General features: G+C 54.7%; 16 protein-coding genes, 4 tRNA genes and 2 rRNA genes (1 of these 22 cut by a window edge). All 22 read right to left on the bottom strand.

Features of this window, described 5'->3' with window-relative positions; all coding sequences use genetic code 11:
* Positions 1–44 precede the first annotated feature (44 nt).
* Positions 45–1238 carry an elongation factor Tu gene (gene tuf, locus AB4N91_RS30055; protein WP_007896660.1) on the bottom strand — a complete coding sequence of 398 codons (1194 nt, stop codon included), beginning with the start codon at positions 1236–1238 and terminating at the stop codon, positions 45–47.
* A 31-nt stretch (positions 1239–1269) separates the two neighbouring features.
* The gene (gene fusA, locus AB4N91_RS30050; RefSeq protein WP_083375647.1) at positions 1270–3375 is read right to left on the bottom strand and encodes an elongation factor G; all 2106 of its coding nucleotides are present in this window, start codon (positions 3373–3375) and stop codon (positions 1270–1272) included.
* A 30-nt stretch (positions 3376–3405) separates the two neighbouring features.
* A complete protein-coding gene (rpsG, locus tag AB4N91_RS30045) occupies positions 3406–3876 on the bottom strand; it encodes a 30S ribosomal protein S7 (protein WP_002555493.1) in 471 nt (156 codons plus the stop codon).
* Positions 3877–3994: 118 nt separating this feature from the next.
* Entirely contained in the window at positions 3995–4366 is a 372-nt protein-coding gene (gene rpsL / locus AB4N91_RS30040; RefSeq protein WP_002555494.1) for a 30S ribosomal protein S12, read from the bottom strand.
* A 216-nt stretch (positions 4367–4582) separates the two neighbouring features.
* Complete coding sequence (gene rpoC, locus AB4N91_RS30035) at positions 4583–8782, bottom strand: DNA-directed RNA polymerase subunit beta' (protein ID WP_007896632.1); 4200 nt, start codon at positions 8780–8782, stop codon at positions 4583–4585.
* Positions 8783–8846: 64 nt separating this feature from the next.
* Positions 8847–12920: a DNA-directed RNA polymerase subunit beta gene (gene rpoB / locus AB4N91_RS30030; protein ID WP_010467260.1), complete on the bottom strand. Its 4074-nt coding sequence runs from the start codon at positions 12918–12920 to the stop codon at positions 8847–8849.
* A 220-nt stretch (positions 12921–13140) separates the two neighbouring features.
* Entirely contained in the window at positions 13141–13506 is a 366-nt protein-coding gene (gene rplL, locus AB4N91_RS30025; protein ID WP_077749256.1) for a 50S ribosomal protein L7/L12, read from the bottom strand.
* Between the two features lie 80 nt (positions 13507–13586).
* Positions 13587–14087: a 50S ribosomal protein L10 gene (gene rplJ, locus AB4N91_RS30020; RefSeq protein WP_010467255.1), complete on the bottom strand. Its 501-nt coding sequence runs from the start codon at positions 14085–14087 to the stop codon at positions 13587–13589.
* A gap of 198 nt (positions 14088–14285) precedes the next feature.
* Positions 14286–14981 (bottom strand): 50S ribosomal protein L1, encoded by a 696-nt coding sequence (gene rplA / locus AB4N91_RS30015; protein ID WP_007896626.1) that lies wholly within the window; start codon positions 14979–14981, stop codon positions 14286–14288.
* On the bottom strand, positions 14981–15412 hold the full coding sequence (gene rplK / locus AB4N91_RS30010; protein WP_003210097.1) for a 50S ribosomal protein L11: 432 nt from the start codon (positions 15410–15412) through the stop codon (positions 14981–14983). Before rplK ends, rplA begins: the two co-directional genes overlap by 1 nt.
* A 117-nt stretch (positions 15413–15529) precedes the next feature.
* Positions 15530–16063, bottom strand: a complete 534-nt coding sequence (gene nusG, locus AB4N91_RS30005; protein WP_007896622.1) for a transcription termination/antitermination protein NusG — start codon at positions 16061–16063, stop codon at positions 15530–15532.
* 9 nt (positions 16064–16072) lie between these two features.
* Positions 16073–16441, bottom strand: coding sequence for a preprotein translocase subunit SecE (gene secE / locus AB4N91_RS30000; protein ID WP_154913634.1), 369 nt, complete (start codon positions 16439–16441; stop codon positions 16073–16075).
* A 45-nt stretch (positions 16442–16486) separates the two neighbouring features.
* A tRNA-Trp gene (locus tag AB4N91_RS29995) sits at positions 16487–16562 on the bottom strand.
* Positions 16563–16615: 53 nt separating this feature from the next.
* Positions 16616–17809, bottom strand: a complete 1194-nt coding sequence (gene tuf / locus AB4N91_RS29990; protein ID WP_010467251.1) for an elongation factor Tu — start codon at positions 17807–17809, stop codon at positions 16616–16618.
* A gap of 83 nt (positions 17810–17892) precedes the next feature.
* A tRNA-Thr gene (locus AB4N91_RS29985) sits at positions 17893–17968 on the bottom strand.
* 27 nt (positions 17969–17995) lie between these two features.
* A tRNA-Gly gene (locus AB4N91_RS29980) sits at positions 17996–18069 on the bottom strand.
* A 24-nt stretch (positions 18070–18093) separates the two neighbouring features.
* Positions 18094–18178: transfer RNA gene (locus AB4N91_RS29975), tRNA-Tyr, on the bottom strand.
* A 142-nt stretch (positions 18179–18320) separates the two neighbouring features.
* Entirely contained in the window at positions 18321–18761 is a 441-nt protein-coding gene (locus AB4N91_RS29970; protein ID WP_010467249.1) for a hypothetical protein, read from the bottom strand.
* 7 nt (positions 18762–18768) lie between these two features.
* Entirely contained in the window at positions 18769–19518 is a 750-nt protein-coding gene (locus tag AB4N91_RS29965; RefSeq protein WP_154913638.1) for a pantothenate kinase, read from the bottom strand.
* Positions 19508–20467, bottom strand: a complete 960-nt coding sequence (birA, locus tag AB4N91_RS29960) for a bifunctional biotin--[acetyl-CoA-carboxylase] ligase/biotin operon repressor BirA (RefSeq protein WP_154913640.1) — start codon at positions 20465–20467, stop codon at positions 19508–19510. The genes AB4N91_RS29965 and birA overlap by 11 nt, the downstream gene beginning before the upstream one ends.
* A 136-nt stretch (positions 20468–20603) precedes the next feature.
* A 5S ribosomal RNA gene (rrf, locus tag AB4N91_RS29955) occupies positions 20604–20719 on the bottom strand.
* A gap of 158 nt (positions 20720–20877) precedes the next feature.
* Positions 20878–22660: ribosomal RNA gene (locus AB4N91_RS29950) — 23S ribosomal RNA — on the bottom strand; it runs 1109 nt beyond the window's last position.

Below are 22660 nucleotides of genomic sequence, written 5' to 3'. Positions count from 1 at the left end.
AAGCGGGGGCTTTTTCAATTCATCAAAGCCAACTCGAAAAGAGCTTACTCGATGATTTTGGCTACGACGCCAGCGCCGACGGTACGACCGCCTTCACGGATAGCGAAACGCAGACCGTCTTCCATTGCGATGGTCTTGATCAGGGTGACAACCATTTTGATGTTGTCGCCCGGCATTACCATTTCAACGCCTTCCGGCAGTTCGCAGTTACCAGTCACGTCAGTAGTACGGAAGTAGAACTGTGGACGGTAGCCTTTGAAGAACGGAGTGTGACGACCGCCTTCTTCTTTGCTCAGAACGTAGACTTCAGCTTCGAACTTGGTGTGCGGCTTGACCGAACCTGGCTTAACCAGAACCTGGCCACGCTCAACGTCGTCACGCTTGGTACCACGCAGCAGAACGCCGCAGTTCTCGCCAGCACGACCTTCGTCGAGCAGCTTACGGAACATTTCAACACCGGTGCAGGTGGTGACGGTAGTGTCACGCAGACCAACGATTTCCAGTGGATCCTGAACCTTGACGATACCGCGCTCGATACGGCCAGTTACAACAGTACCGCGACCGGAGATCGAGAATACGTCTTCGATTGGCATCAGGAACGGCTTGTCGATAACGCGAACTGGATCTGGAATGTAGCTGTCCAGAGTCTCAACCAGCTTACGAACGGCAGTGGTGCCCATTTCGTTGTCGTCTTGGCCGTTCAGAGCCATCAGAGCCGAACCGATGATGATCGGAGTGTCGTCACCTGGGAAGTCGTAAGTGCTCAGCAGGTCGCGCACTTCCATCTCAACCAGTTCCAGCAGCTCAGCGTCGTCAACCATGTCAGCCTTGTTCAGGAAGACAACGATGTACGGAACGCCAACCTGACGGGACAGCAGGATGTGCTCACGGGTTTGTGGCATCGGACCATCAGCGGCCGAGCAAACCAGGATAGCGCCGTCCATCTGAGCAGCACCGGTGATCATGTTCTTCACGTAGTCAGCGTGACCTGGGCAGTCAACGTGAGCGTAGTGACGGATCAGCGAGTTGTATTCAACGTGCGCGGTGTTGATGGTGATACCACGAGCCTTTTCTTCCGGAGCGCTGTCGATTTTGTCGAAAGCAACAACGGCCGAACCGAAAACTTCGGAGCAGACGCGAGTCAGAGCAGCGGTCAGCGTGGTTTTACCGTGGTCGACGTGACCGATGGTGCCAACGTTGACGTGCGGGAGGGTACGGTCAAATTTTTCTTTAGCCACGACAATTAACTCCTAGCCTAAAGGGGCTGAATCAGCCTTGTTTTTTGGTAACGGTTTCGACGATGTGCGACGGAGCCGTATTGTATTTTTTGAATTCCATAGAGTAGCTTGCGCGACCTTGGGACATGGAACGGACGTCAGTTGCATAACCGAACATCTCGCCCAGCGGAACCTCAGCACGAATTACTTTGCCGGAGACCGTGTCTTCCATACCCAGGATCATGCCGCGACGACGGTTAAGGTCGCCCATCACGTCACCCATATAGTCTTCAGGTGTAACAACCTCTACCGCCATGATCGGCTCAAGCAACTCACCACCGCCCTTCTGGGCCAGTTGCTTGGTTGCCATGGAAGCAGCCACCTTAAACGCCATCTCGTTGGAGTCGACGTCGTGGTAAGAACCATCAAACACGGTAGCCTTCAGGCCGATTAGCGGATAGCCGGCCACAACGCCGTTCTTCATCTGCTCTTCGATACCCTTCTGGATAGCCGGGATGTATTCCTTAGGAACCACACCACCCACTACTTCGTTCAGGAATTGCAGACCTTCCTGACCTTCGTCAGCAGGAGCAAAACGAATCCAGCAGTGACCGAACTGGCCACGACCGCCGGACTGACGAACGAACTTGCCTTCAATTTCGCAGCTCTTCGTGATGCGCTCACGGTACGAAACTTGTGGCTTACCGATGTTGGCTTCGACGTTGAACTCACGGCGCATCCGGTCAACCAGGATGTCCAGGTGCAACTCGCCCATGCCGGAGATGATCGTTTGACCAGTCTCTTCATCAGTCTTGACGCGGAAAGATGGATCTTCCTGAGCGAGCTTGCCCAGAGCGATACCCATTTTTTCCTGGTCATCCTTGGTCTTAGGCTCTACGGCAACCGAAATAACCGGCTCCGGGAAGTCCATGCGAACCAGGATGATTGGCTTGTCAGCGTTGCACAAAGTCTCACCAGTGGTGACGTCCTTCATGCCGATCAAGGCCGCGATGTCACCAGCGCGTACTTCCTTGATTTCTTCACGGGCGTTTGCGTGCATTTGCACCATACGACCCACACGCTCTTTCTTGCCTTTAACCGAGTTGATCACGCCGTCGCCGGAGGCCAACACGCCCGAGTAAACTCGAACGAAGGTCAAGGTACCCACGAATGGGTCGGTAGCGATCTTGAACGCCAGAGCCGAGAACGGCTCGCTGTCGTCTGCGTGACGCTCCATTTCCTTGGTCTCGTCATCCGGGTCTGTACCCTTGATGGCAGGAATGTCGGTAGGAGCAGGCAGGTAGTCGATCACGGCGTCGAGAACCAGGGGAACACCCTTGTTCTTGAAGGAAGAACCGCAAACAGCCAGAACGATCTCACCAGCGATAGTACGCTGACGCAGAGCGGCCTTGATTTCCGCGTTGGTGAGTTCTTCACCTTCGAGGTACTTGTTCATCAGCTCTTCGCTGGCTTCAGCCGCAGCTTCAACCATATTGCCGCGCCATTCGTCAGCCAGTTCCTGCAGTTCTGCAGGGATAGGCTTGCGAACTGGAACCATGCCTTTGTCAGAATCATTCCAGTAAACAGCTTCCATAGCCATCAGGTCGATCTGACCCTGGAAGTTGTCTTCGGAACCGATAGCCAACTGGATTGGAACCGGGGTGTGACCCAGACGCTGTTTGATCTGACCGATCACGCGCAGGAAGTTCGCACCAGCACGGTCCATCTTGTTTACATAAACAAGACGTGGAACGCCGTACTTGTTGGCCTGACGCCATACGGTTTCCGACTGAGGCTCAACACCCGAGGTGCCGCAGAACACAACGACCGCGCCGTCGAGAACACGCAAGGAACGCTCAACTTCAATAGTGAAGTCAACGTGGCCCGGGGTGTCGATGACGTTGAAGCGATACTGGTCTTTGTGCTGCTTCTCGGAACCCTGCCAGAAGGCGGTAATAGCAGCAGAAGTAATGGTAATACCACGCTCCTGCTCCTGCACCATCCAGTCTGTGGTCGCGGCGCCGTCATGCACCTCGCCCATTTTGTGACTTTTGCCAGTGTAAAAAAGGACGCGCTCGGTGGTGGTGGTTTTACCAGCATCCACGTGAGCAACGATACCAATGTTACGGTAGCGATTAATCGGTGTAGTACGAGCCATAAAGCCCTCGCAAAATTAGTGACGCTAAAATTAGAAGCGGTAGTGCGAGAAAGCCTTGTTGGCTTCAGCCATACGGTGCACGTCTTCACGCTTCTTAACTGCAGCACCTTTGCCTTCAGCAGCGTCCAACAGTTCGCCAGCCAAACGCAGAGCCATAGACTTCTCGCCGCGCTTACGGGCGAAGTCTACCAACCAGCGCATTGCCAGAGCGTTACGACGGGACGGACGAACTTCGACCGGAACCTGGTAAGTAGCACCGCCTACACGGCGCGACTTTACTTCGACCAGCGGAGCGATGGCGTCGAGAGCTTTCTCGAAGATTTCCAGGGGATCGCTGTTCTTGCGTTCTTTAACCTTTTCCAGCGCGCCATAAACGATACGCTCGGCAACGGCTTTCTTGCCGCTTTCCATTACGTGGTTCATGAACTTGGCCAGGATCTGGCTGCCGTATTTTGGATCGTCAAGCACTTCGCGCTTGGCTGCTACGCGTCTTCTTGGCATGGATAAGCCCTCAAACGGTCTTCAGGTTCGCTCGGAATCGGTGCCCTTTCGGGACGCCTCCGACCTTACTCTTATCGACTCAGAAAAATAGAAAATCAGTTCTTACAAAAAGCCGCTACTACTTAGGCTTCTTGGTACCGTACTTCGAACGACCCTGGTTACGACCTTTAACGCCGGAAGTATCCAAAGAACCGCGTACGGTGTGGTAACGAACACCTGGCAAGTCTTTTACACGACCGCCGCGGATCAGTACCACGCTGTGCTCTTGCAGGTTGTGGCCTTCACCGCCGATGTACGAGGAAACCTCGAAACCGTTGGTCAGACGCACACGGCATACTTTACGCAGTGCCGAGTTAGGTTTTTTCGGCGTGGTGGTATACACACGGGTGCATACGCCACGACGTTGCGGGCAGTTCTGCAGCGCAGGCACGTCGGATTTCTCGACGATACGCTTACGCGGCTGACGTACCAGCTGGTTGATAGTTGCCATCTACTAGCTCCACTGTTGTCTTGCGACGCTATTGTCTTGCAAGAAAAGCAAAATGGCAGGAACGAATTCCCGCCAAATTTAGGGGTACAAGAGTCTAAAGAGGATCTTGTCCCCAGTCAAGGCAAGGCCCCGACCTCCCCGCTCATCCAAACTCGACAAATTGTCTCGATTCGATGAACGGAACGACCGGGGCCCCACACTCATTTACCGCAGAACTCAGTTACCGCTCGAGTTCAGTGCTTCGGTCAGTGCAGCTTCCACTTCACTGGCGCTAACGCGCAACGGTTTGTCAGCATCACGGCGGCGCTTGCGCTCGCTGTGATAAGCCAGACCGGTACCGGCCGGGATCAGACGACCCACGACTACGTTTTCTTTCAGGCCGCGCAGGTAATCGCGCTTGCCGGTTACCGCCGCTTCGGTCAGTACGCGAGTGGTTTCCTGGAAGGAAGCCGCCGAGATGAACGATTCGGTGGACAACGACGCCTTGGTGATACCCAGCAGCACGCGAGTGAACTTGGAAACGAATTTCTCGTCGCCAGCCAGACGCTCGTTCTCTACCAGAACGTGAGTCAATTCCATCTGGTCGCCCTTGATGAAACTGGAATCGCCGGATTCAGCGATTTCAACTTTACGCAGCATCTGACGCAGGATGGTCTCGATGTGCTTATCGTTGATCTTCACGCCTTGCAGACGATAAACGTCCTGGATCTCGTTCACGATGTACTTGGCCAGCGCACTCACACCCAGCAGACGCAGGATGTCGTGTGGATCGCTTGGGCCGTCGGAGATAACTTCGCCGCGGTTTACCTGTTCGCCTTCGAAGACGTTCAGGTGACGCCACTTCGGAATCAGCTCTTCGTACGGATCGCTACCGTCGTTCGGGGTAATGACCAGACGGCGCTTGCCTTTGGTCTCTTTACCGAACGCGATGGTGCCGCTGACTTCAGCCAGAATCGAGGCTTCTTTCGGACGACGGGCTTCGAACAAGTCGGCAACACGCGGCAGACCACCGGTGATGTCACGGGTTTTCGAAGTCTCTTGCGGAATACGAGCGATAACATCACCGATCGCGATTTTCGCGCCGTCCGCTACACCGACCAGGGCGTTAGCAGGCAGGAAGTACTGAGCAATTACGTCGGTACCCGGCAGCAAGAGATCCTTGCCGTTGTCATCAACCATCTTCACAGCAGGACGGATATCTTTACCGGCAGCTGGACGGTCTTTGGCGTCGAGTACTTCAATGTTGGTCATACCGGTCAATTCGTCAGTCTGACGCTTGATCGTGATGCCTTCTTCCATGCCCACGTAGGTCACGGTACCTTTCATTTCGGTAACGATTGGGTGAGTGTGCGGATCCCACTTGGCCACGATTGCGCCAGCGTCGACCTTGTCACCTTCTTTAACCGAAATCACAGCACCGTACGGCAGCTTGTAACGCTCGCGCTCACGACCGAAGTCATCAGCGATCGCCAGCTCACCGGAACGGGACACAGCAACCAGGCAACCATCCACTCGCTCAACGTGTTTCAGGTTATGCAGACGGACGGTACCGCCATTCTTCACCTGAACGCTATCAGCTGCGGAGGTCCGGCTTGCCGCACCACCGATGTGGAACGTACGCATGGTCAGCTGAGTACCCGGCTCACCGATGGACTGGGCAGCGATAACGCCGACCGCTTCACCGATGTTCACCTGGTGACCACGAGCCAAGTCACGGCCGTAGCACTTGGCGCAAATGCCATAGCGGGTTTCGCAGCTGATCGGCGAACGCACGATCACTTCGTCGATGCTGTTCAGCTCGATGAACTCGACCCACTTCTCGTCTACCAGCGTGCCGGCAGGAACGATGATTTCTTCGGTACCTGGCTTGAACACGTCACGAGCAATGACACGGCCCAATACGCGCTCACCCAACGGCTCGACAACGTCACCGCCTTCAATGTGCGGAGTCATTACCAGGCCATGTTCGGTGCCGCAATCGATCTCGGTCACAACCAGATCCTGCGCCACGTCTACCAGACGACGAGTCAGGTAACCGGAGTTCGCAGTTTTCAACGCGGTATCCGCCAAACCTTTACGAGCACCGTGAGTGGAGATGAAGTACTGAAGTACGCTCAAACCTTCACGGAAGTTCGCAGTAATCGGCGTTTCGATGATGGAACCGTCCGGCTTGGCCATCAGGCCACGCATACCGGCGAGCTGACGGATCTGCGCAGCAGAACCCCGTGCGCCCGAGTCGGCCATCATGTACATCGAGTTGAAGGACTCTTGGTCGACTTCGACGCCATGACGGTCGATGACTTTCTCTTTCGAGAGGTTGGCCATCATCGCCTTGGAAACTTCGTCGTTCGCCTTGGACCAAAGGTCGATCACTTTGTTGTACTTCTCGCCCTGGGTTACCAGGCCGGAGGCGTACTGACTTTCGATCTCTTTCACTTCGTCGGTAGCAGCACCGATGATGCGGGCTTTTTCATCCGGGATAACGAAGTCGTTAACACCGATGGAAACGCCGGAGATGGTCGAATAAGCAAAACCGGTGTACATCAACTGGTCAGCGAAGATCACGGTCTCTTTCAAACCAACCACGCGGTAGCACTGGTTGATCAGCTTGGAGATCGCCTTTTTCTTCATCGGCTGGTTGACGACATCGTATGACAGGCCAGGTGGAACAACCTGGAACAACAGCGCACGGCCGACAGTGGTGTCGACGATACGGGTGTTCTTGACGCTGCCACCATCACGATCGTTGACGGTTTCGTTGATCCGCACTTTGACCTTGGCGTGCAGTGCGGCTTCGCCGGCACGGAACACACGGTCAACTTCTTGCAGATCCGCGAACACACGACCTTCGCCCTTGGCGTTGATCGCTTCACGAGTCATGTAGTACAGACCCAATACAACGTCCTGCGACGGAACGATGATTGGCTCACCGTTGGCTGGCGACAGAATGTTGTTGGTCGACATCATCAACGCACGCGCTTCCAGCTGGGCTTCCAGTGTCAGCGGTACGTGCACGGCCATTTGGTCGCCGTCGAAGTCGGCGTTGTACGCAGCACAGACCAGAGGGTGCAGCTGGATAGCCTTACCTTCGATCAGTACCGGTTCAAACGCCTGGATACCCAGACGGTGAAGGGTCGGTGCACGGTTGAGGAGAACCGGGTGTTCACGGATCACTTCAGCGAGAACGTCCCAAACCTCTGGCAGCTCGCGCTCGACCATCTTCTTGGCAGCTTTGATGGTGGTAGCGAGACCACGCATTTCCAGCTTGCCGAAGATGAACGGCTTGAACAGCTCGAGGGCCATTTTCTTCGGCAGACCGCACTGGTGCAGACGCAGGGTCGGACCTACGGTAATTACCGAACGACCGGAGTAGTCAACACGCTTACCGAGCAAGTTCTGACGGAAACGACCTTGCTTACCCTTGATCATGTCAGCCAGGGATTTCAGAGGACGCTTGTTCGAACCGGTGATAGCGCGGCCACGACGACCGTTGTCGAGCAGTGCATCGACAGCTTCCTGCAACATACGCTTTTCGTTGCGCACGATGATGTCCGGAGCGGACAGATCGAGCAGACGCTTCAAGCGGTTGTTACGGTTGATCACTCGACGATACAGATCGTTGAGGTCGGAAGTCGCGAAGCGACCGCCATCCAGCGGGACCAGTGGACGCAGATCTGGCGGCAGAACCGGCAGAACGGTCAGCACCATCCATTCTGGAAGGTTGCCGGAACCCTGGAAGGCTTCCATCAACTTCAGACGCTTGGACAGCTTTTTGATTTTGGTTTCGGAGTTGGTTTGCGGAATTTCTTCGCGCAGACGGCCAATCTCGTGTTCCAGGTCGATAGCGTGCAGCAGTTCACGGACAGCTTCGGCACCCATGCGGGCATCGAAATCGTCGCCGAACTCTTCCAGCGCTTCGAAGTACTGCTCGTCGTTGAGCAGCTGACCTTTTTCAAGGGTGGTCATGCCTGGATCGATAACGACATAGCTCTCGAAATAGAGAACGCGTTCGATATCACGCAGGGTCATGTCCATCAGCAAGCCGATACGCGACGGCAGCGATTTCAAGAACCAGATGTGGGCAACTGGCGAGGCCAGTTCGATGTGCGCCATGCGCTCACGACGAACTTTAGCCAGCGCGACTTCAACGCCGCACTTCTCGCAGATCACGCCACGGTGCTTCAAGCGCTTGTACTTACCGCACAGGCACTCGTAATCCTTTACCGGGCCAAAGATCTTGGCGCAGAACAGGCCGTCACGTTCAGGTTTGAACGTACGGTAGTTGATGGTTTCCGGCTTTTTAACTTCACCGAACGACCACGAACGGATCATCTCAGGCGATGCCAATCCAATACGGATGGCGTCGAACTCTTCGACTTGACCCTGGTTTTTCAGCAAATTCAGTAGGTCTTTCAAGGCCTTTCCTCCTGGCGGAGCAGAGAGCGGGCAATCCTGCCCCGCTCTCGATTCGCGTCACGTGTTATTCGGTTTCCAGATCGATATCGATGCCGAGGGAACGAATTTCCTTGATCAACACGTTGAAAGACTCGGGCATGCCCGGCTCCATACGGTGATCGCCATCCACGATGTTTTTGTACATCTTGGTACGGCCGTTCACATCGTCCGACTTCACTGTGAGCATTTCTTGCAGAGTGTAAGCAGCACCGTATGCTTCCAGTGCCCAGACCTCCATCTCCCCGAAACGCTGACCACCGAACTGCGCCTTACCACCCAGCGGCTGCTGGGTAACCAGGCTGTACGAACCGGTAGAACGAGCGTGCATCTTGTCGTCTACCAAGTGGTTCAGCTTCAGCATGTACATGTAGCCAACAGTAACCGGGCGCTCGAACTTGTTGCCGGTACGGCCGTCGGTCAGCTGCATCTGGCCGCTTTCTGGCAGGTCTGCCAGTTTCAGCATGGCCTTGATTTCGCTTTCCTTGGCGCCGTCGAACACTGGAGTGGCCATTGGAACGCCGCCACGCAGGTTCTTCGCCAGATCCAGGATTTCCTGGTCGGAGAAGCTATCCAGATCTTCGTTACGACCGCCGATCTGGTTGTAGATCTCGTCGAGGAATTTACGAAGCTCAGCGACTTTGCGCTGCTCTTCGATCATCCGGTTGATCTTCTCGCCCAGACCTTTGGCCGCGAGGCCCAGGTGGGTTTCAAGGATCTGACCAACGTTCATACGCGAAGGTACGCCCAACGGGTTGAGGACGACGTCGACCGGAGTGCCATTGGCATCGTGCGGCATGTCTTCAACCGGCATGATCACGGAGACCACACCCTTGTTACCGTGACGACCGGCCATCTTGTCGCCCGGCTGGATGCGGCGACGGATTGCCAGGTAAACCTTGACGATTTTCAGCACGCCTGGAGCCAGGTCATCGCCCTGCTGCAGTTTGCGCTTCTTGTCTTCGAACTTGTCGTCCAGCAGACGGCGGCGATCAACGATGTAGGCCTGAGCCTTCTCAAGCTGCTCGTTCAGAGCATCTTCAGCCATGCGCAGTTTGAACCACTGACCATGCTCAAGACCGTCGAGAACTTCGTCGGTGATGTCCTGACCTTTCTTCAGGCCGGCGCCGCCTTCGGCTTTGTGGCCGACCAGAGCGGAACGCAGACGTTCGAAAGTGGCGCCTTCAACGATACGGAACTCTTCGTTCAGGTCCTTGCGGATCTCGTCGAGTTGAGTCTTCTCGATCGACAGTGCACGAGCATCACGCTCAACGCCGTCGCGGGTGAAGACCTGTACGTCGATGACGGTACCCTTGGTGCCGGTAGGCACGCGCAGGGAGGTGTCTTTAACGTCGCTGGCTTTTTCACCGAAGATGGCACGCAGCAGTTTTTCTTCCGGAGTCAGCTGGGTCTCGCCTTTCGGAGTGACCTTACCAACCAGGATGTCGCCTGCGCCTACTTCAGCACCTACGTAAACGATACCGGCTTCGTCCAGCTTGTTCAGTGCAGCTTCACCCACGTTCGGGATGTCTGCAGTGATTTCCTCTGGCCCAAGCTTGGTGTCACGTGCCACACAGGTCAGTTCCTGAATGTGGATCGTGGTGAAGCGATCTTCCTGAACCACACGCTCGGACAGGCAGATGGAGTCTTCGAAGTTGAAGCCGTTCCATGCCATGAACGCGATGCGCATGTTCTGACCCAGAGCCAGCTCACCCATATCGGTGGACGGACCGTCGGCCATGATGTCGCTACGCTGAACCCGATCACCTTTACGCACCAGCGGACGCTGGTTGATGCAGGTGTTCTGGTTGGAGCGGGTGTACTTGGTCAGGTTGTAGATGTCGACACCAGCTTCGCCGGTTTCAACTTCGTCATCAGCAACTCGAACCACGATACGGCTGGCGTCGACGGAATCGATAACGCCACCACGACGAGCCACGACGCAAACGCCGGAGTCACGGGCTACGTTACGCTCCATGCCGGTACCGACCAGCGGCTTGTCAGCGCGCAGAGTTGGTACAGCTTGACGCTGCATGTTCGAACCCATCAACGCACGGTTGGCGTCGTCGTGCTCGAGGAACGGGATCAGCGACGCAGCAACCGAAACTACCTGCTTCGGCGATACGTCCATCAAGGTGACGTCTTCCGGCGCCTTGACGGTGAATTCGTTCAAGTGACGAACAGCTACCAGCTCGTCGATCAGGACTTTCTTGTCGTTCATCGTGGCCGAAGCCTGAGCGATCACGTGATCAGCTTCTTCGATGGCGGACAGGAACACGATCTCGTCGGTGACCAGAGCGTCTTTCACCACACGGTACGGGCTCTCGAGGAAGCCGTACTGGTTGGTGCGCGCATAGGCTGCCAGGGAGTTGATCAGACCGATGTTCGGACCTTCCGGCGTTTCAATCGGGCATACACGACCATAGTGAGTCGGGTGTACGTCACGAACTTCAAAGCCAGCACGCTCACGAGTCAAACCGCCAGGGCCGAGTGCAGACACACGACGCTTGTGGGTGATCTCGGACAGCGGGTTGTTCTGGTCCATGAACTGGGAAAGCTGGCTGGAACCGAAGAACTCTTTCACCGCCGCAGCCACTGGCTTGGCGTTGATCAGGTCTTGCGGCATCAGGCCTTCACTTTCAGCCATCGACAGACGCTCTTTGACCGCACGCTCAACACGTACCAAGCCAACGCGGAACTGGTTCTCGGCCATTTCGCCTACGCAGCGAACACGACGGTTACCCAGGTGGTCGATGTCATCGACGATGCCTTTACCGTTACGGATGTCGACCAGAGTCTTCAGTACCGCGACGATGTCTTCTTTGCACAACACGCCCGAACCTTCGATCTCGGTACGACCGATACGACGGTTGAACTTCATCCGGCCGACCGCAGACAGGTCATAGCGCTCAGGGCTGAAGAACAGGTTGTTGAACAGAGTCTCGGCAGCGTCTTTGGTTGGCGGCTCGCCTGGACGCATCATGCGATAGATCTCGACCAGCGCTTCCAATTGGTTGCTGGTGGAGTCGATCTTCAGGGTGTCGGAGACAAACGGACCGCAGTCGATATCGTTGGTGTACAGAGTTTCGATGCGAACAACCTGGGCCTTGGCAATTTTTGCCAGGATCTCGGTGTTCAGCTCGGTGTTGCACTCTGCCAGGATTTCGCCGGTTGCCGGATGCACGATGGCCTTGGCGGTAGTGCGGCCCAGGACGTAGTCCAGAGGCACTTCCAGGGTCTTGAGACCGGCTTTTTCGATCTGGTTGATGTGGCGCGCAGTAATACGGCGACCAGCCTCAACGATGACCTTGCCCTTCTCATCCTGAATATCAAGAACAGCGATTTCACCACGCAGACGCGAAGCAATCAGTTCCAGACTGAGGGTTTCGCCGCTCAGGTGGAAAACGTTGGTGGTGTAGAACGCGTCGAGCACTTCTTCAGTGGTATAGCCGAGCGCGCGCAGCAGTACCGATGCAGGCAGCTTGCGACGACGGTCGATACGCACGAACACGCAGTCTTTCGGGTCGAACTCGAAGTCCAGCCACGAACCGCGGTAAGGAATGATGCGCGCGGAGTACAGCAGTTTGCCGGAGCTGTGCGTCTTGCCACGGTCGTGGTCGAAGAACACGCCCGGGGAACGGTGCAGCTGGGAAACGATTACACGCTCGGTACCGTTGATTACGAAGGTACCGTTCTCAGTCATCAGGGGGATTTCACCCATGTAGACTTCTTGCTCTTTAATGTCCTTGATCGCTTTGTTCGACGATTCTTTGTCGAAAATGATCAGGCGCACTTTTACCCGCAAAGGTACGGCGTAAGTCACACCGCGCAATACGCATTCTTTGACATCAAATGCCGGTTCGCCCAGGCGATAACCGACGTACTCCAGCGCAGCATTGCCGGAGTAGCTGATGATCGGGAAAACGGATTTGAAGGCCGCATGCAGGCCCACGTCGCGGAACTGATCTTTAGTCGCTCCCGCTTGCAAGAATTCACGATACGAATCCAGCTGGATGGCCAGGAGGTACGGCACATCCATGACGTCCGGCAACTTGCTAAAGTCCTTGCGGATACGTTTTTTCTCAGTATATGAGTAAGCCATCAGCGTTCCCCAGCTTGGTCACCTGCTTGTTTGGCCCCTCCCGACGGGAGCAGCCAGAAAATCGTGCAAACCCCATGGTTTGCGCCACCGCATCGGGTGGTTACAGCTCGTTACCAGCACCGACCCAGTCGGCTGCCAATAACGGAAAAAGGCCGGTGGCAAGAGCCACCAGCCATCAGCCTTTCGCTTAACGCTCGGGCTGGAGGAGCAAAGTCGATGCTTACTTCAGCTCGACTTTAGCGCCTGCTTCTTCCAGAGTGGCTTTGGCTTTGTCAGCTGCGTCTTTCGAAACAGCTTCCAGAACGATGCCAGGAGCGCCGTCAACTACAGCCTTGGCTTCTTTCAGGCCCAGACCGGTCAGTTCACGTACTGCCTTGATCACGTTAACTTTCTTCTCGCCAGCTTCCAGCAGCATGACGTTGAATTCAGTTTGTTCTTCAACAACAGCAGCGACAGCAGCTGGACCAGCGGAAGCAGCGGCAGCAGAAACGCCGAACTTCTCTTCCATGGCCTTGATCAGCTCAACGATTTCCAGAACGGATTTTTCGCCGATTGCTTCGATGATTTGGTCGTTAGTCAGAGACATGACTATAAATTCCTGTATTGGGGTGACAGCCTACGCGGCCGTCGAAATAAACAATAAACGCTGAAAGGTGCCGCTCAGCCTTAGGCTGCAGCGGCTTCTTTCTGGTCGCGAAGAGCCGCCAGAGTACGAGCCAATTTGCTGGTTGCGCCTTGAATCACGCTCATCAGCTGAGAAATTGCTTCGTCACGGGTCGGCAGGCTTGCCAGTACGTCGATCTGATTAGCCGCGAGGAACTTGCCCTCGAACGCAGCTGCCTTGATCTCGAACTTATCCTGACCTTTTGCGAACTCTTTGAAGATACGAGCAGCAGCGCCCGGATGTTCTTTGGAGAATGCAATCAAGGTCGGGCCAGTGAACACGTCGTTGAGCACGTCATATTGAGTGCCAGCAACGGCGCGCTTGAGCAGGGTGTTACGTACAACACGTACGTAAACGCCAGCTTCACGAGCCTCTTTACGGAGTCCGGTCATAGCGCCTACTGTTACGCCACGGGCATCAGCCACGACAGCGGACAGAGCAACTTGGGCAGCCTTGTTGACTTCAGCGACGATGGCCTTCTTGTCTTCAAGTTTAATTGCCACGGGAAAAACTCCTGCTTGTTACCGTTTCATCCAACCGAGGCCAGATGTCGTTTTGGTGTCTGATTCGGTAAGGAACCGGGAGCACCATCTGCGTAGGCTTGAGGTTTAAGACTTGCGTCGCCTACGGTCTTGGATAGCCCCCGCCAGGCAGGGACCCCAATCTTTCAATTGGCGCAATCGCTTGCGCCAATCTGTGTCTTACGCGTCGAGCGAGCCTTGGTCGATGACCAGACCTGGACCCATGGTGGTGCTCAGGGTAACGCGCTTGACGTAAATACCTTTCGAGGAAGCTGGCTTGATACGCTTCAGATCAGCGATCAGGGCTTCAACGTTTTCCTTCAGCTTGACGGCATCAAAGCCGACTTTGCCAACGGAGGTGTGAATGATGCCGTTTTTGTCGGTGCGATAACGAACCTGACCAGCCTTGGCGTTTTTAACCGCGGTAGCTACGTCTGGCGTTACGGTGCCGACTTTAGGGTTAGGCATCAGGCCGCGCGGGCCCAGGATCTGACCCAACTGACCAACAACGCGCATGGCATCCGGGGATGCGATAACTACGTCATAGTTCAGGTCGCCGCCTTTCATTTCGGCAGCCAGGTCGTCCATACCTACACGGTCAGCGCCGGCAGCCAGAGCGGCCTCAGCAGCTGGACCCTGGGTGAACACAGCTACGCGAACGGTCTTGCCAGTGCCATGTGGCAGCACAGTAGCGCTACGAACAACCTGGTCAGATTTACGCGGGTCAACACCCAGGTTTACAGCAACGTCGAACGACTCGCTGAACTTGACAGTCGACAGCTCAGCCAGCAGGGCGGCAGCATCTACAAAGTTGTAGGACTTGCCCGCTTCGATTTTGCCGGCGATAGCCTTTTGACGCTTGGTCAACTTAGCCATTACACACCCTCCACGTTAAGGCCCATGCTACGAGCAGAACCGGCGATAGTACGCACGGCTGCGTCCATATCAGCTGCAGTCAGATCCGCGTTTTTGGTTTTCGCGATTTCTTCCAGCTGAGCACGGGTCACGGTGCCAACCTTAACGGTGTTCGGACGAGCGGAACCGCTAGTCAGACCAGCAGCCTTCTTCAGCAGAACCGAAGCAGGGGTGGACTTGGTTTCGAAAGTGAAGCTACGGTCGCTGTAGACAGTGATGATCACTGGAGTCGGCAGACCTGGTTCAATACCCTGAGTACGGGCGTTGAAAGCCTTGCAGAATTCCATGATGTTCACGCCGTGCTGACCCAAAGCAGGACCAACAGGTGGGCTTGGGTTAGCCTGAGCGGCCTTCACTTGCAGCTTGATGTAAGCGGTAATCTTCTTGGCCATGAGGCACTCCAATTACGGGTTCGAACGCCTCGAAAGGCTCCCCGGTTACTTGCGCGTTTATCCCAGTGACGACAAAACCCCACAGCCTATGGCTGCGGGGTTGGGATGCTTGCTCAGCTAGACCTTTTCGACCTGACTGAACTCTAACTCTACCGGAGTAGAGCGACCGAAAATGAGCACTGCCACTTGGATCCGGCTCTTTTCGTAGTTAACTTCTTCGACCGTGCCAGTGAAATCAGCAAACGGCCCGTCATTGACACGTACCGACTCACCCGGCTCGAACAACGTCTTCGGCTTCGGCTTGTCGCTACCATCAGCAACACGACGCAGAATCGCTTCTGCCTCTTTATCAGTGATCGGCGCAGGTTTATCAGCTGTACCACCGATGAAACCCATCACCCGAGGAGTATCCTTGACCAAGTGCCAAGTACCCTCATTCATGTCCATCTGAACCAGCACATAACCTGGGAAGAATTTGCGCTCGCTTTTGCGTTTCTGGCCATTACGCATTTCAACCACTTCTTCAGTGGGAACCAGAATCTCGCCAAAGCCATCTTCCATGCCAGCCAGCTTTACGCGCTCTACCAACGAGCGCATGACATGCTTCTCGTAACCGGAGTAAGCATGCACAACGTACCAACGCTTAGCCACGGGACACCCTTAGCCGACAATCAAGGAAACAAGCCAGCCGAGCAGGGAATCAAGCCCCCACAACAGCAACGCCATAACCAGAACAACAGCCACAACAATCAGCGTGGTCTGCGTGGTTTCTTGGCGAGTTGGCCACACGACTTTACGAATTTCGGTGCGAGCTTCCTTAACCAGTACAAAGAAAGACTTGCCCTTGACTGTCTGCAGGCCTACAAAGGCAGCTACGACAGCAATGGCGAGCAATGCAAGTACGCGGTACAGGATCGGCGAAGCAGAGTAATACTGATTGCCAACAACGCCAACAACCACCAAGGCGACTACTACAAGCCACTTGAGCAGATCGAAGCGAGAGCCTTGAGCTTCAGCTTTAGGAGTCATCTATGAAGATCCTGTGAAAAGAAAGCCAGATACACCAAGTGAATCTGGCAGGTCAGGAGGGAATCGAACCCCCAACCTACGGTTTTGGAGACCGTCGCTCTGCCAATTGAGCTACTGACCTAAAACAAAATCAGGCCGACCATTATGCCGGCCCGAAAAAGACATTACAACAATTTACTCGATAACTTTGGCTACGACACCAGCGCCGACGGTACGACCGCCTTCACGGATAGCGAAACGCAAGCCATCTTCCATCGCGATGGTTTTGATCAGAGTGACAGTCATTTGAATGTTGTCACCTGGCATCACCATTTCAACGCCTTCTGGCAATTCGCAGTTACCAGTCACATCAGTTGTACGGAAGTAGAACTGCGGACGATAACCCTTGAAGAACGGAGTATGACGCCCTCCCTCTTCCTTGCTCAGAACGTAAACCTCAGCAGTGAACTTGGTATGCGGCTTGACTGTGCCCGGCTTGACCAGTACCTGGCCACGCTCGACATCATCACGCTTGGTACCGCGCAGCAGAACGCCGCAGTTCTCGCCAGCACGACCTTCGTCGAGCAGCTTGCGGAACATCTCAACACCAGTACAAGTAGTTTTGACAGTGTCACGAAGACCAACAATCTCAACTTCTTCCTGAATGCGAACAATGCCACGCTCAACACGACCAGTCACAACAGTGCCGCGACCGGAGATCGAGAACACATCCTCGATCGGCATCAGGAACGGCTTATCAATAGCACGCTCAGGCTGCGGTATGTATGTATCCAGCGTCTCGACCAACTTCTTGACGGCAGTGGTACCCATCTCGTTGTCGTCTTGACCGTTCAACGCCATCAGCGCCGAACCAATGATGATCGGAGTGTCGTCGCCTGGGAAATCGTAAGTGCTCAACAGATCGCGCACCTCCATCTCAACCAACTCCAACAGCTCAGCATCGTCAACCATGTCAGCCTTGTTCAGAAAGACAACGATGTACGGAACGCCAACCTGACGGGACAACAGGATGTGCTCACGGGTTTGCGGCATCGGACCATCAGCGGCCGAGCAAACCAGAATAGCGCCATCCATCTGAGCAGCACCGGTAATCATGTTCTTTACGTAGTCGGCATGACCTGGACAGTCAACGTGCGCGTAGTGACGCACAGCCGAATCGTACTCAACGTGAGCTGTGTTAATGGTGATACCACGTGCTTTTTCTTCTGGGGCGCTATCGATCTTGTCGAAGTCAACCTTTGCCGAACCGAAAACCTCGGAGCAGACACGGGTCAGCGCAGCGGTCAGGGTAGTTTTGCCGTGGTCTACGTGACCAATGGTGCCTACGTTGACGTGCGGCTTATTACGTTCGAACTTTTCCTTAGCCATCGAAGCAACCCCCAGCAGAAGATTTAAACAGTAATACCAGCCATTAAAACAAAGGCAGATATTTTCATATCTGCCTTGTTATATGGAGCTCTTGAGCGGATTTGAACCGCTGACCTCACCCTTACCAAGGGTGTGCTCTACCAACTGAGCTACAAGAGCGTAACACCTTTGCAGGACCTGCAAACTTGGAGCGGGTAGCGGGAATCGAACCCGCATCATCAGCTTGGAAGGCTGAGGTTCTACCACTAAACTATACCCGCGGAGCTTGCAGCTCTCGCTAAAAATGGTGGAGGGGGAAGGATTCGAACCTTCGAAGTCGTAGACGTCAGATTTACAGTCTGATCCCTTTGGCCGCTCGGGAACCCCTCCTAAGCGAGCCGGCATTCTATATCATGCCGACCTTCTGTCAAGCATTTTCTCATTAAAAACCTGAGGTTAGCTGCGTTGACACCGCTTCGTACCGCTGACCGTTAAAGGTCTTCACTGCGAAGCGGGCGCCATTCTATGCAAACTATTCCGAAGGCGCAACCCCCTCGCACGGCATTATTTTATGTTTTAACTCATTGAATTCTTTGGAAAGGTTTAGCAGCTGAAGATCATCCACTAAACGCCGGCTTTCAGGTGCTACACGGAGCCAGTAGCCAGACGGATCAGAGGAGTCTTTTGGCAAGGCTTGAACTTTGATATCCATCCTACCCAGTCGGCGCTCAGCTGCCAGGGCGACCTCCTGACGGGTGAAACCACCCAAATAAAGACAGCCACTATCGGTCGACGCCAACTTTACCTTCTCACGCCCCGCATCAGCTGCCTCGCTTAGCAAACGGATATCCTGGTGCGATCCTCGATACAAACTCAAAGGCGTTACATCTTTCGCACGCAGCGGGGCCTCTTGTTGATGCCAGATGTAATAGAAGACATTGAGAACCAGCAACAGCAGGAACAACCAACGCATAAGAACCTCAAGACAAAGGGCATGCCATCGCCAGACCTACAAATACCAGGTCTGGAACCAGCCTGGCATCCGGTACGATTTCAGAGACGAGCGTCGCATCGCCTCCCGTGAGGAATACCGCAAAATCCTCCCCCCAATAACTACGCGCCATTTCCAGCTGAGTCAGGACAAACCCCCTCAACATCAGCGAACATCCACGCTCAACCGCCTCAACAGTTGTGCGACCAGGCACGAGGCTTTCCAGCGCACGCTCGGCCGCGATATCGCCATAGCGAATCTTACGGGTATGAGTTCGCAACTGGTTGCGCATCAGAGGCATTCCAGGGCAAATAAACCCGCCAAGATGCTCTCCGTCCCCCGCAATAAAATCAGCAGTCACTGCCGTACCGAAATCGAGCACCAGACACGCTCCTGGGGAAAGATGAAATCCACCAAGCATCGCAAGCCATCGATCGAGTCCCAACCGCTCGAACTCTTCGTATCCATTTCGAACGCCAGCCATCTCGCGCGCCGGCGCGGCACATATCGCGGACACTGAGAACGTTTGTGCCAGTAGAGAAGTCAATGCAGCAGTCTCTTCGGTCGTTCTCACGCTGACCAACCGGCAATGTTTGAGGGACAGCCCCTCAAGTCGACTCAGGCTTTCCAGCAACGCGAGATCCGAATCCACCACCCCCTCTCCAAACACCTGCTTGGCATCCGCATAGAGAACGCGCCACTTTATAAAACTGTTTCCGCAGTCGAGCTCAAGAATCATCACGCAACCTCAGGCTGAGCTCACCACCACTAAAGACTTTTTCCACACCATTTACCTTCAAGCGTAAGGCACCCTGGCTGTCGATACCCAACACCTCACCATCAATCTGGTTGACACCAGCAATCAACGAGACTGCCCGCCCTTGCCAAAGATGGTTCTGCTCCCATTCCCGCTGAATGGCGGAAAACCCATCAATCTGATGACGGGTCAGATACTTCTGAAGCATCAACCCTAATTGCGCGACAAGGTGATTGCGATCAAGCACCCCGCCCGACTCCAGCCGCACGGATGTCCATTGCTGATCAATCTCATCGGTTGCCTGCATGTTCACATTAATTCCAACACCCAGCACCACGTGACACACGTCAGCGGGATCACCCACCAACTCGAGCAATATCCCGGCGATCTTTTTCTGACCAACCAGAACATCGTTGGGCCACTTCAAGCCCGCGCCCGGGATACCGAGATCTCTCAACGTTTGCATGACAGCAAGCCCGACCACAAGACTCAACCCTTCGAGCTGACGCATTCCACCTTCGATGCGCAATACGAGGCTGTAATAGATGTTTTCTGCGAAAGGACTGGCCCAATTTCGCCCACGTCGGCCGCGACCCGCAGTCTGCCGTTCGGAGAGCACCAAAAATGGTGCAGCCTGGCCTCGGTGTATTGCGCGCAACGCTTCAGCATTAGTGGAGTCAATTGAGTCGAAGAGCAGAATAGGCCAGTCGCACGAGGGCGCCTGTTCTTTTATGCGGGCAGGATCAAGCAGCGTCAGTGGCGTAGCCAATTGATAGCCACGTCCGCGCACCTTGTGGATAGACAAGCCAAGCTCAGCTTCTAAATGCTGTAGCTGCTTCCATACCGCACTACGACTGACGCCCAAGGCGACGCCCAGGGCCTGACCCGAATGGAACTTGCCATCCTTAAGAAGCTTTAACAACGTCAGCATGCAAGTCTCGCCTCACAATGAGGCCCGCATGATAGCCATGCCCCGAGCCGTTGCATAGAAACCCCGAGAGCCAGATTTTCCTGCGGACAAAACAAAACCCCTACCTGCATACGCAGATAGGGGTTTCGGAATTTAATCTTGACGATGACCTACTCTCACATGGGGAAACCCCACACTACCATCGGCGATGCATCGTTTCACTGCTGAGTTCGGGATGGGATCAGGTGGTTCCAATGCTCTATGGTCGTCAAGAAATTCGGTAGCCAGGTCGTTTGCCTTACGGCGCACGCTCCAGCGAATGGGTATGTGATAGATCTCGGTGTTTGTGAACAATCGAACTTTCGGTTCATTTCGTCTTCACACACCGCAATCTGGTGCCCTTTCAGGTCAGCAAATTGCTTGGGTGTTATATGGTCAAGCCTCACGGGCAATTAGTATTGGTTAGCTCAACGCCTCACAGCGCTTACACACCCAACCTATCAACGTCGTAGTCTTCGACGGCCCTTCAGGGGACTCAAGGTCCCAGTGAGATCTCATCTTGAGGCTAGTTTCCCGCTTAGATGCTTTCAGCGGTTATCTATTCCGAACATAGCTACCCGGCAATGCCACTGGCGTGACAACCGGAACACCAGAGGTTCGTCCACTCCGGTCCTCTCGTACTAGGAGCAGCCCCTCTCAAATCTCAAACGTCCACGGCAGATAGGGACCGAACTGTCTCACGACGTTCTAAACCCAGCTCGCGTACCACTTTAAATGGCGAACAGCCATACCCTTGGGACCGGCTTCAGCCCCAGGATGTGATGAGCCGACATCGAGGTGCCAAACACCGCCGTCGATATGAACTCTTGGGCGGTATCAGCCTGTTATCCCCGGAGTACCTTTTATCCGTTGAGCGATGGCCCTTCCATACAGAACCACCGGATCACTAAGACCTACTTTCGTACCTGCTCGACGTGTCTGTCTCGCAGTCAAGCGCGCTTTTGCCTTTATACTCTACGACCGATTTCCGACCGGTCTGAGCGCACCTTCGTACTCCTCCGTTACTCTTTAGGAGGAGACCGCCCCAGTCAAACTACCCACCATACACTGTCCTCGATCCGGATAACGGACCTGAGTTAGAACCTCAAAGTTGCCAGGGTGGTATTTCAAGGTTGGCTCCACGCGAACTGGCGTCCACGCTTCAAAGCCTCCCACCTATCCTACACAAGCAAATTCAAAGTCCAGTGCAAAGCTATAGTAAAGGTTCACGGGGTCTTTCCGTCTAGCCGCGGATACACTGCATCTTCACAGCGATTTCAATTTCACTGAGTCTCGGGTGGAGACAGCGCCGCCATCGTTACGCCATTCGTGCAGGTCGGAACTTACCCGACAAGGAATTTCGCTACCTTAGGACCGTTATAGTTACGGCCGCCGTTTACCGGGGCTTCGATCAAGAGCTTCGCGTTAGCTAACCCCATCAATTAACCTTCCGGCACCGGGCAGGCGTCACACCCTATACGTCCACTTTCGTGTTTGCAGAGTGCTGTGTTTTTAATAAACAGTCGCAGCGGCCTGGTATCTTCGACCGGCATGGGCTTACGCAGTAAATGCTTCACCCTCACCGGCGCACCTTCTCCCGAAGTTACGGTGCCATTTTGCCTAGTTCCTTCACCCGAGTTCTCTCAAGCGCCTTGGTATTCTCTACCCAACCACCTGTGTCGGTTTGGGGTACGGTTCCTGGTTACCTGAAGCTTAGAAGCTTTTCTTGGAAGCATGGCATCAACCACTTCGTGTTCTAAAAGAACACTCGTCATCAGCTCTCGGCCTTAGAATCCCGGATTTACCTAAGATTCCAGCCTACCACCTTAAACTTGGACAACCAACGCCAAGCTGGCCTAGCCTTCTCCGTCCCTCCATCGCAATAACCAGAAGTACAGGAATATTAACCTGTTTTCCATCGACTACGCTTTTCAGCCTCGCCTTAGGGACCGACTAACCCTGCGTCGATTAACGTTGCGCAGGAAACCTTGGTCTTTCGGCGTGGGTGTTTTTCACACCCATTGTCGTTACTCATGTCAGCATTCGCACTTCTGATACCTCCAGCAAGCTTCTCAACTCACCTTCACAGGCTTACAGAACGCTCCTCTACCGCATCACCTAAGTGATACCCGTAGCTTCGGTGTATGGTTTGAGCCCCGTTACATCTTCCGCGCA

The sequence above is a fragment of the Pseudomonas sp. H3_D04 genome (assembly GCF_054669175.1).
This window is presented reverse-complemented; position numbering and strand designations above follow the sequence as displayed.

Coding starts and splice junctions, on each gene's coding strand:
- secE (WP_154913634.1), bottom strand. CDS start 16,441: ATGACTCCTAAAGCTGAAGCTCAAGGCTCTCGCTTCGATCTGCTCAAG.
- rpsG (WP_002555493.1), bottom strand. CDS start 3,876: ATGCCAAGAAGACGCGTAGCAGCCAAGCGCGAAGTGCTTGACGATCCA.
- rpoB (WP_010467260.1), bottom strand. CDS start 12,920: ATGGCTTACTCATATACTGAGAAAAAACGTATCCGCAAGGACTTTAGC.
- birA (WP_154913640.1), bottom strand. CDS start 20,467: ATGCTGACGTTGTTAAAGCTTCTTAAGGATGGCAAGTTCCATTCGGGT.
- AB4N91_RS29965 (WP_154913638.1), bottom strand. CDS start 19,518: ATGATTCTTGAGCTCGACTGCGGAAACAGTTTTATAAAGTGGCGCGTT.
- rplL (WP_077749256.1), bottom strand. CDS start 13,506: ATGTCTCTGACTAACGACCAAATCATCGAAGCAATCGGCGAAAAATCC.
- fusA (WP_083375647.1), bottom strand. CDS start 3,375: ATGGCTCGTACTACACCGATTAATCGCTACCGTAACATTGGTATCGTT.
- AB4N91_RS29970 (WP_010467249.1), bottom strand. CDS start 18,761: ATGCGTTGGTTGTTCCTGCTGTTGCTGGTTCTCAATGTCTTCTATTAC.
- rplA (WP_007896626.1), bottom strand. CDS start 14,981: ATGGCTAAGTTGACCAAGCGTCAAAAGGCTATCGCCGGCAAAATCGAA.
- rplK (WP_003210097.1), bottom strand. CDS start 15,412: ATGGCCAAGAAGATTACCGCTTACATCAAGCTGCAAGTGAAGGCCGCT.
- tuf (WP_010467251.1), bottom strand. CDS start 17,809: ATGGCTAAGGAAAAGTTCGAACGTAATAAGCCGCACGTCAACGTAGGC.
- rpsL (WP_002555494.1), bottom strand. CDS start 4,366: ATGGCAACTATCAACCAGCTGGTACGTCAGCCGCGTAAGCGTATCGTC.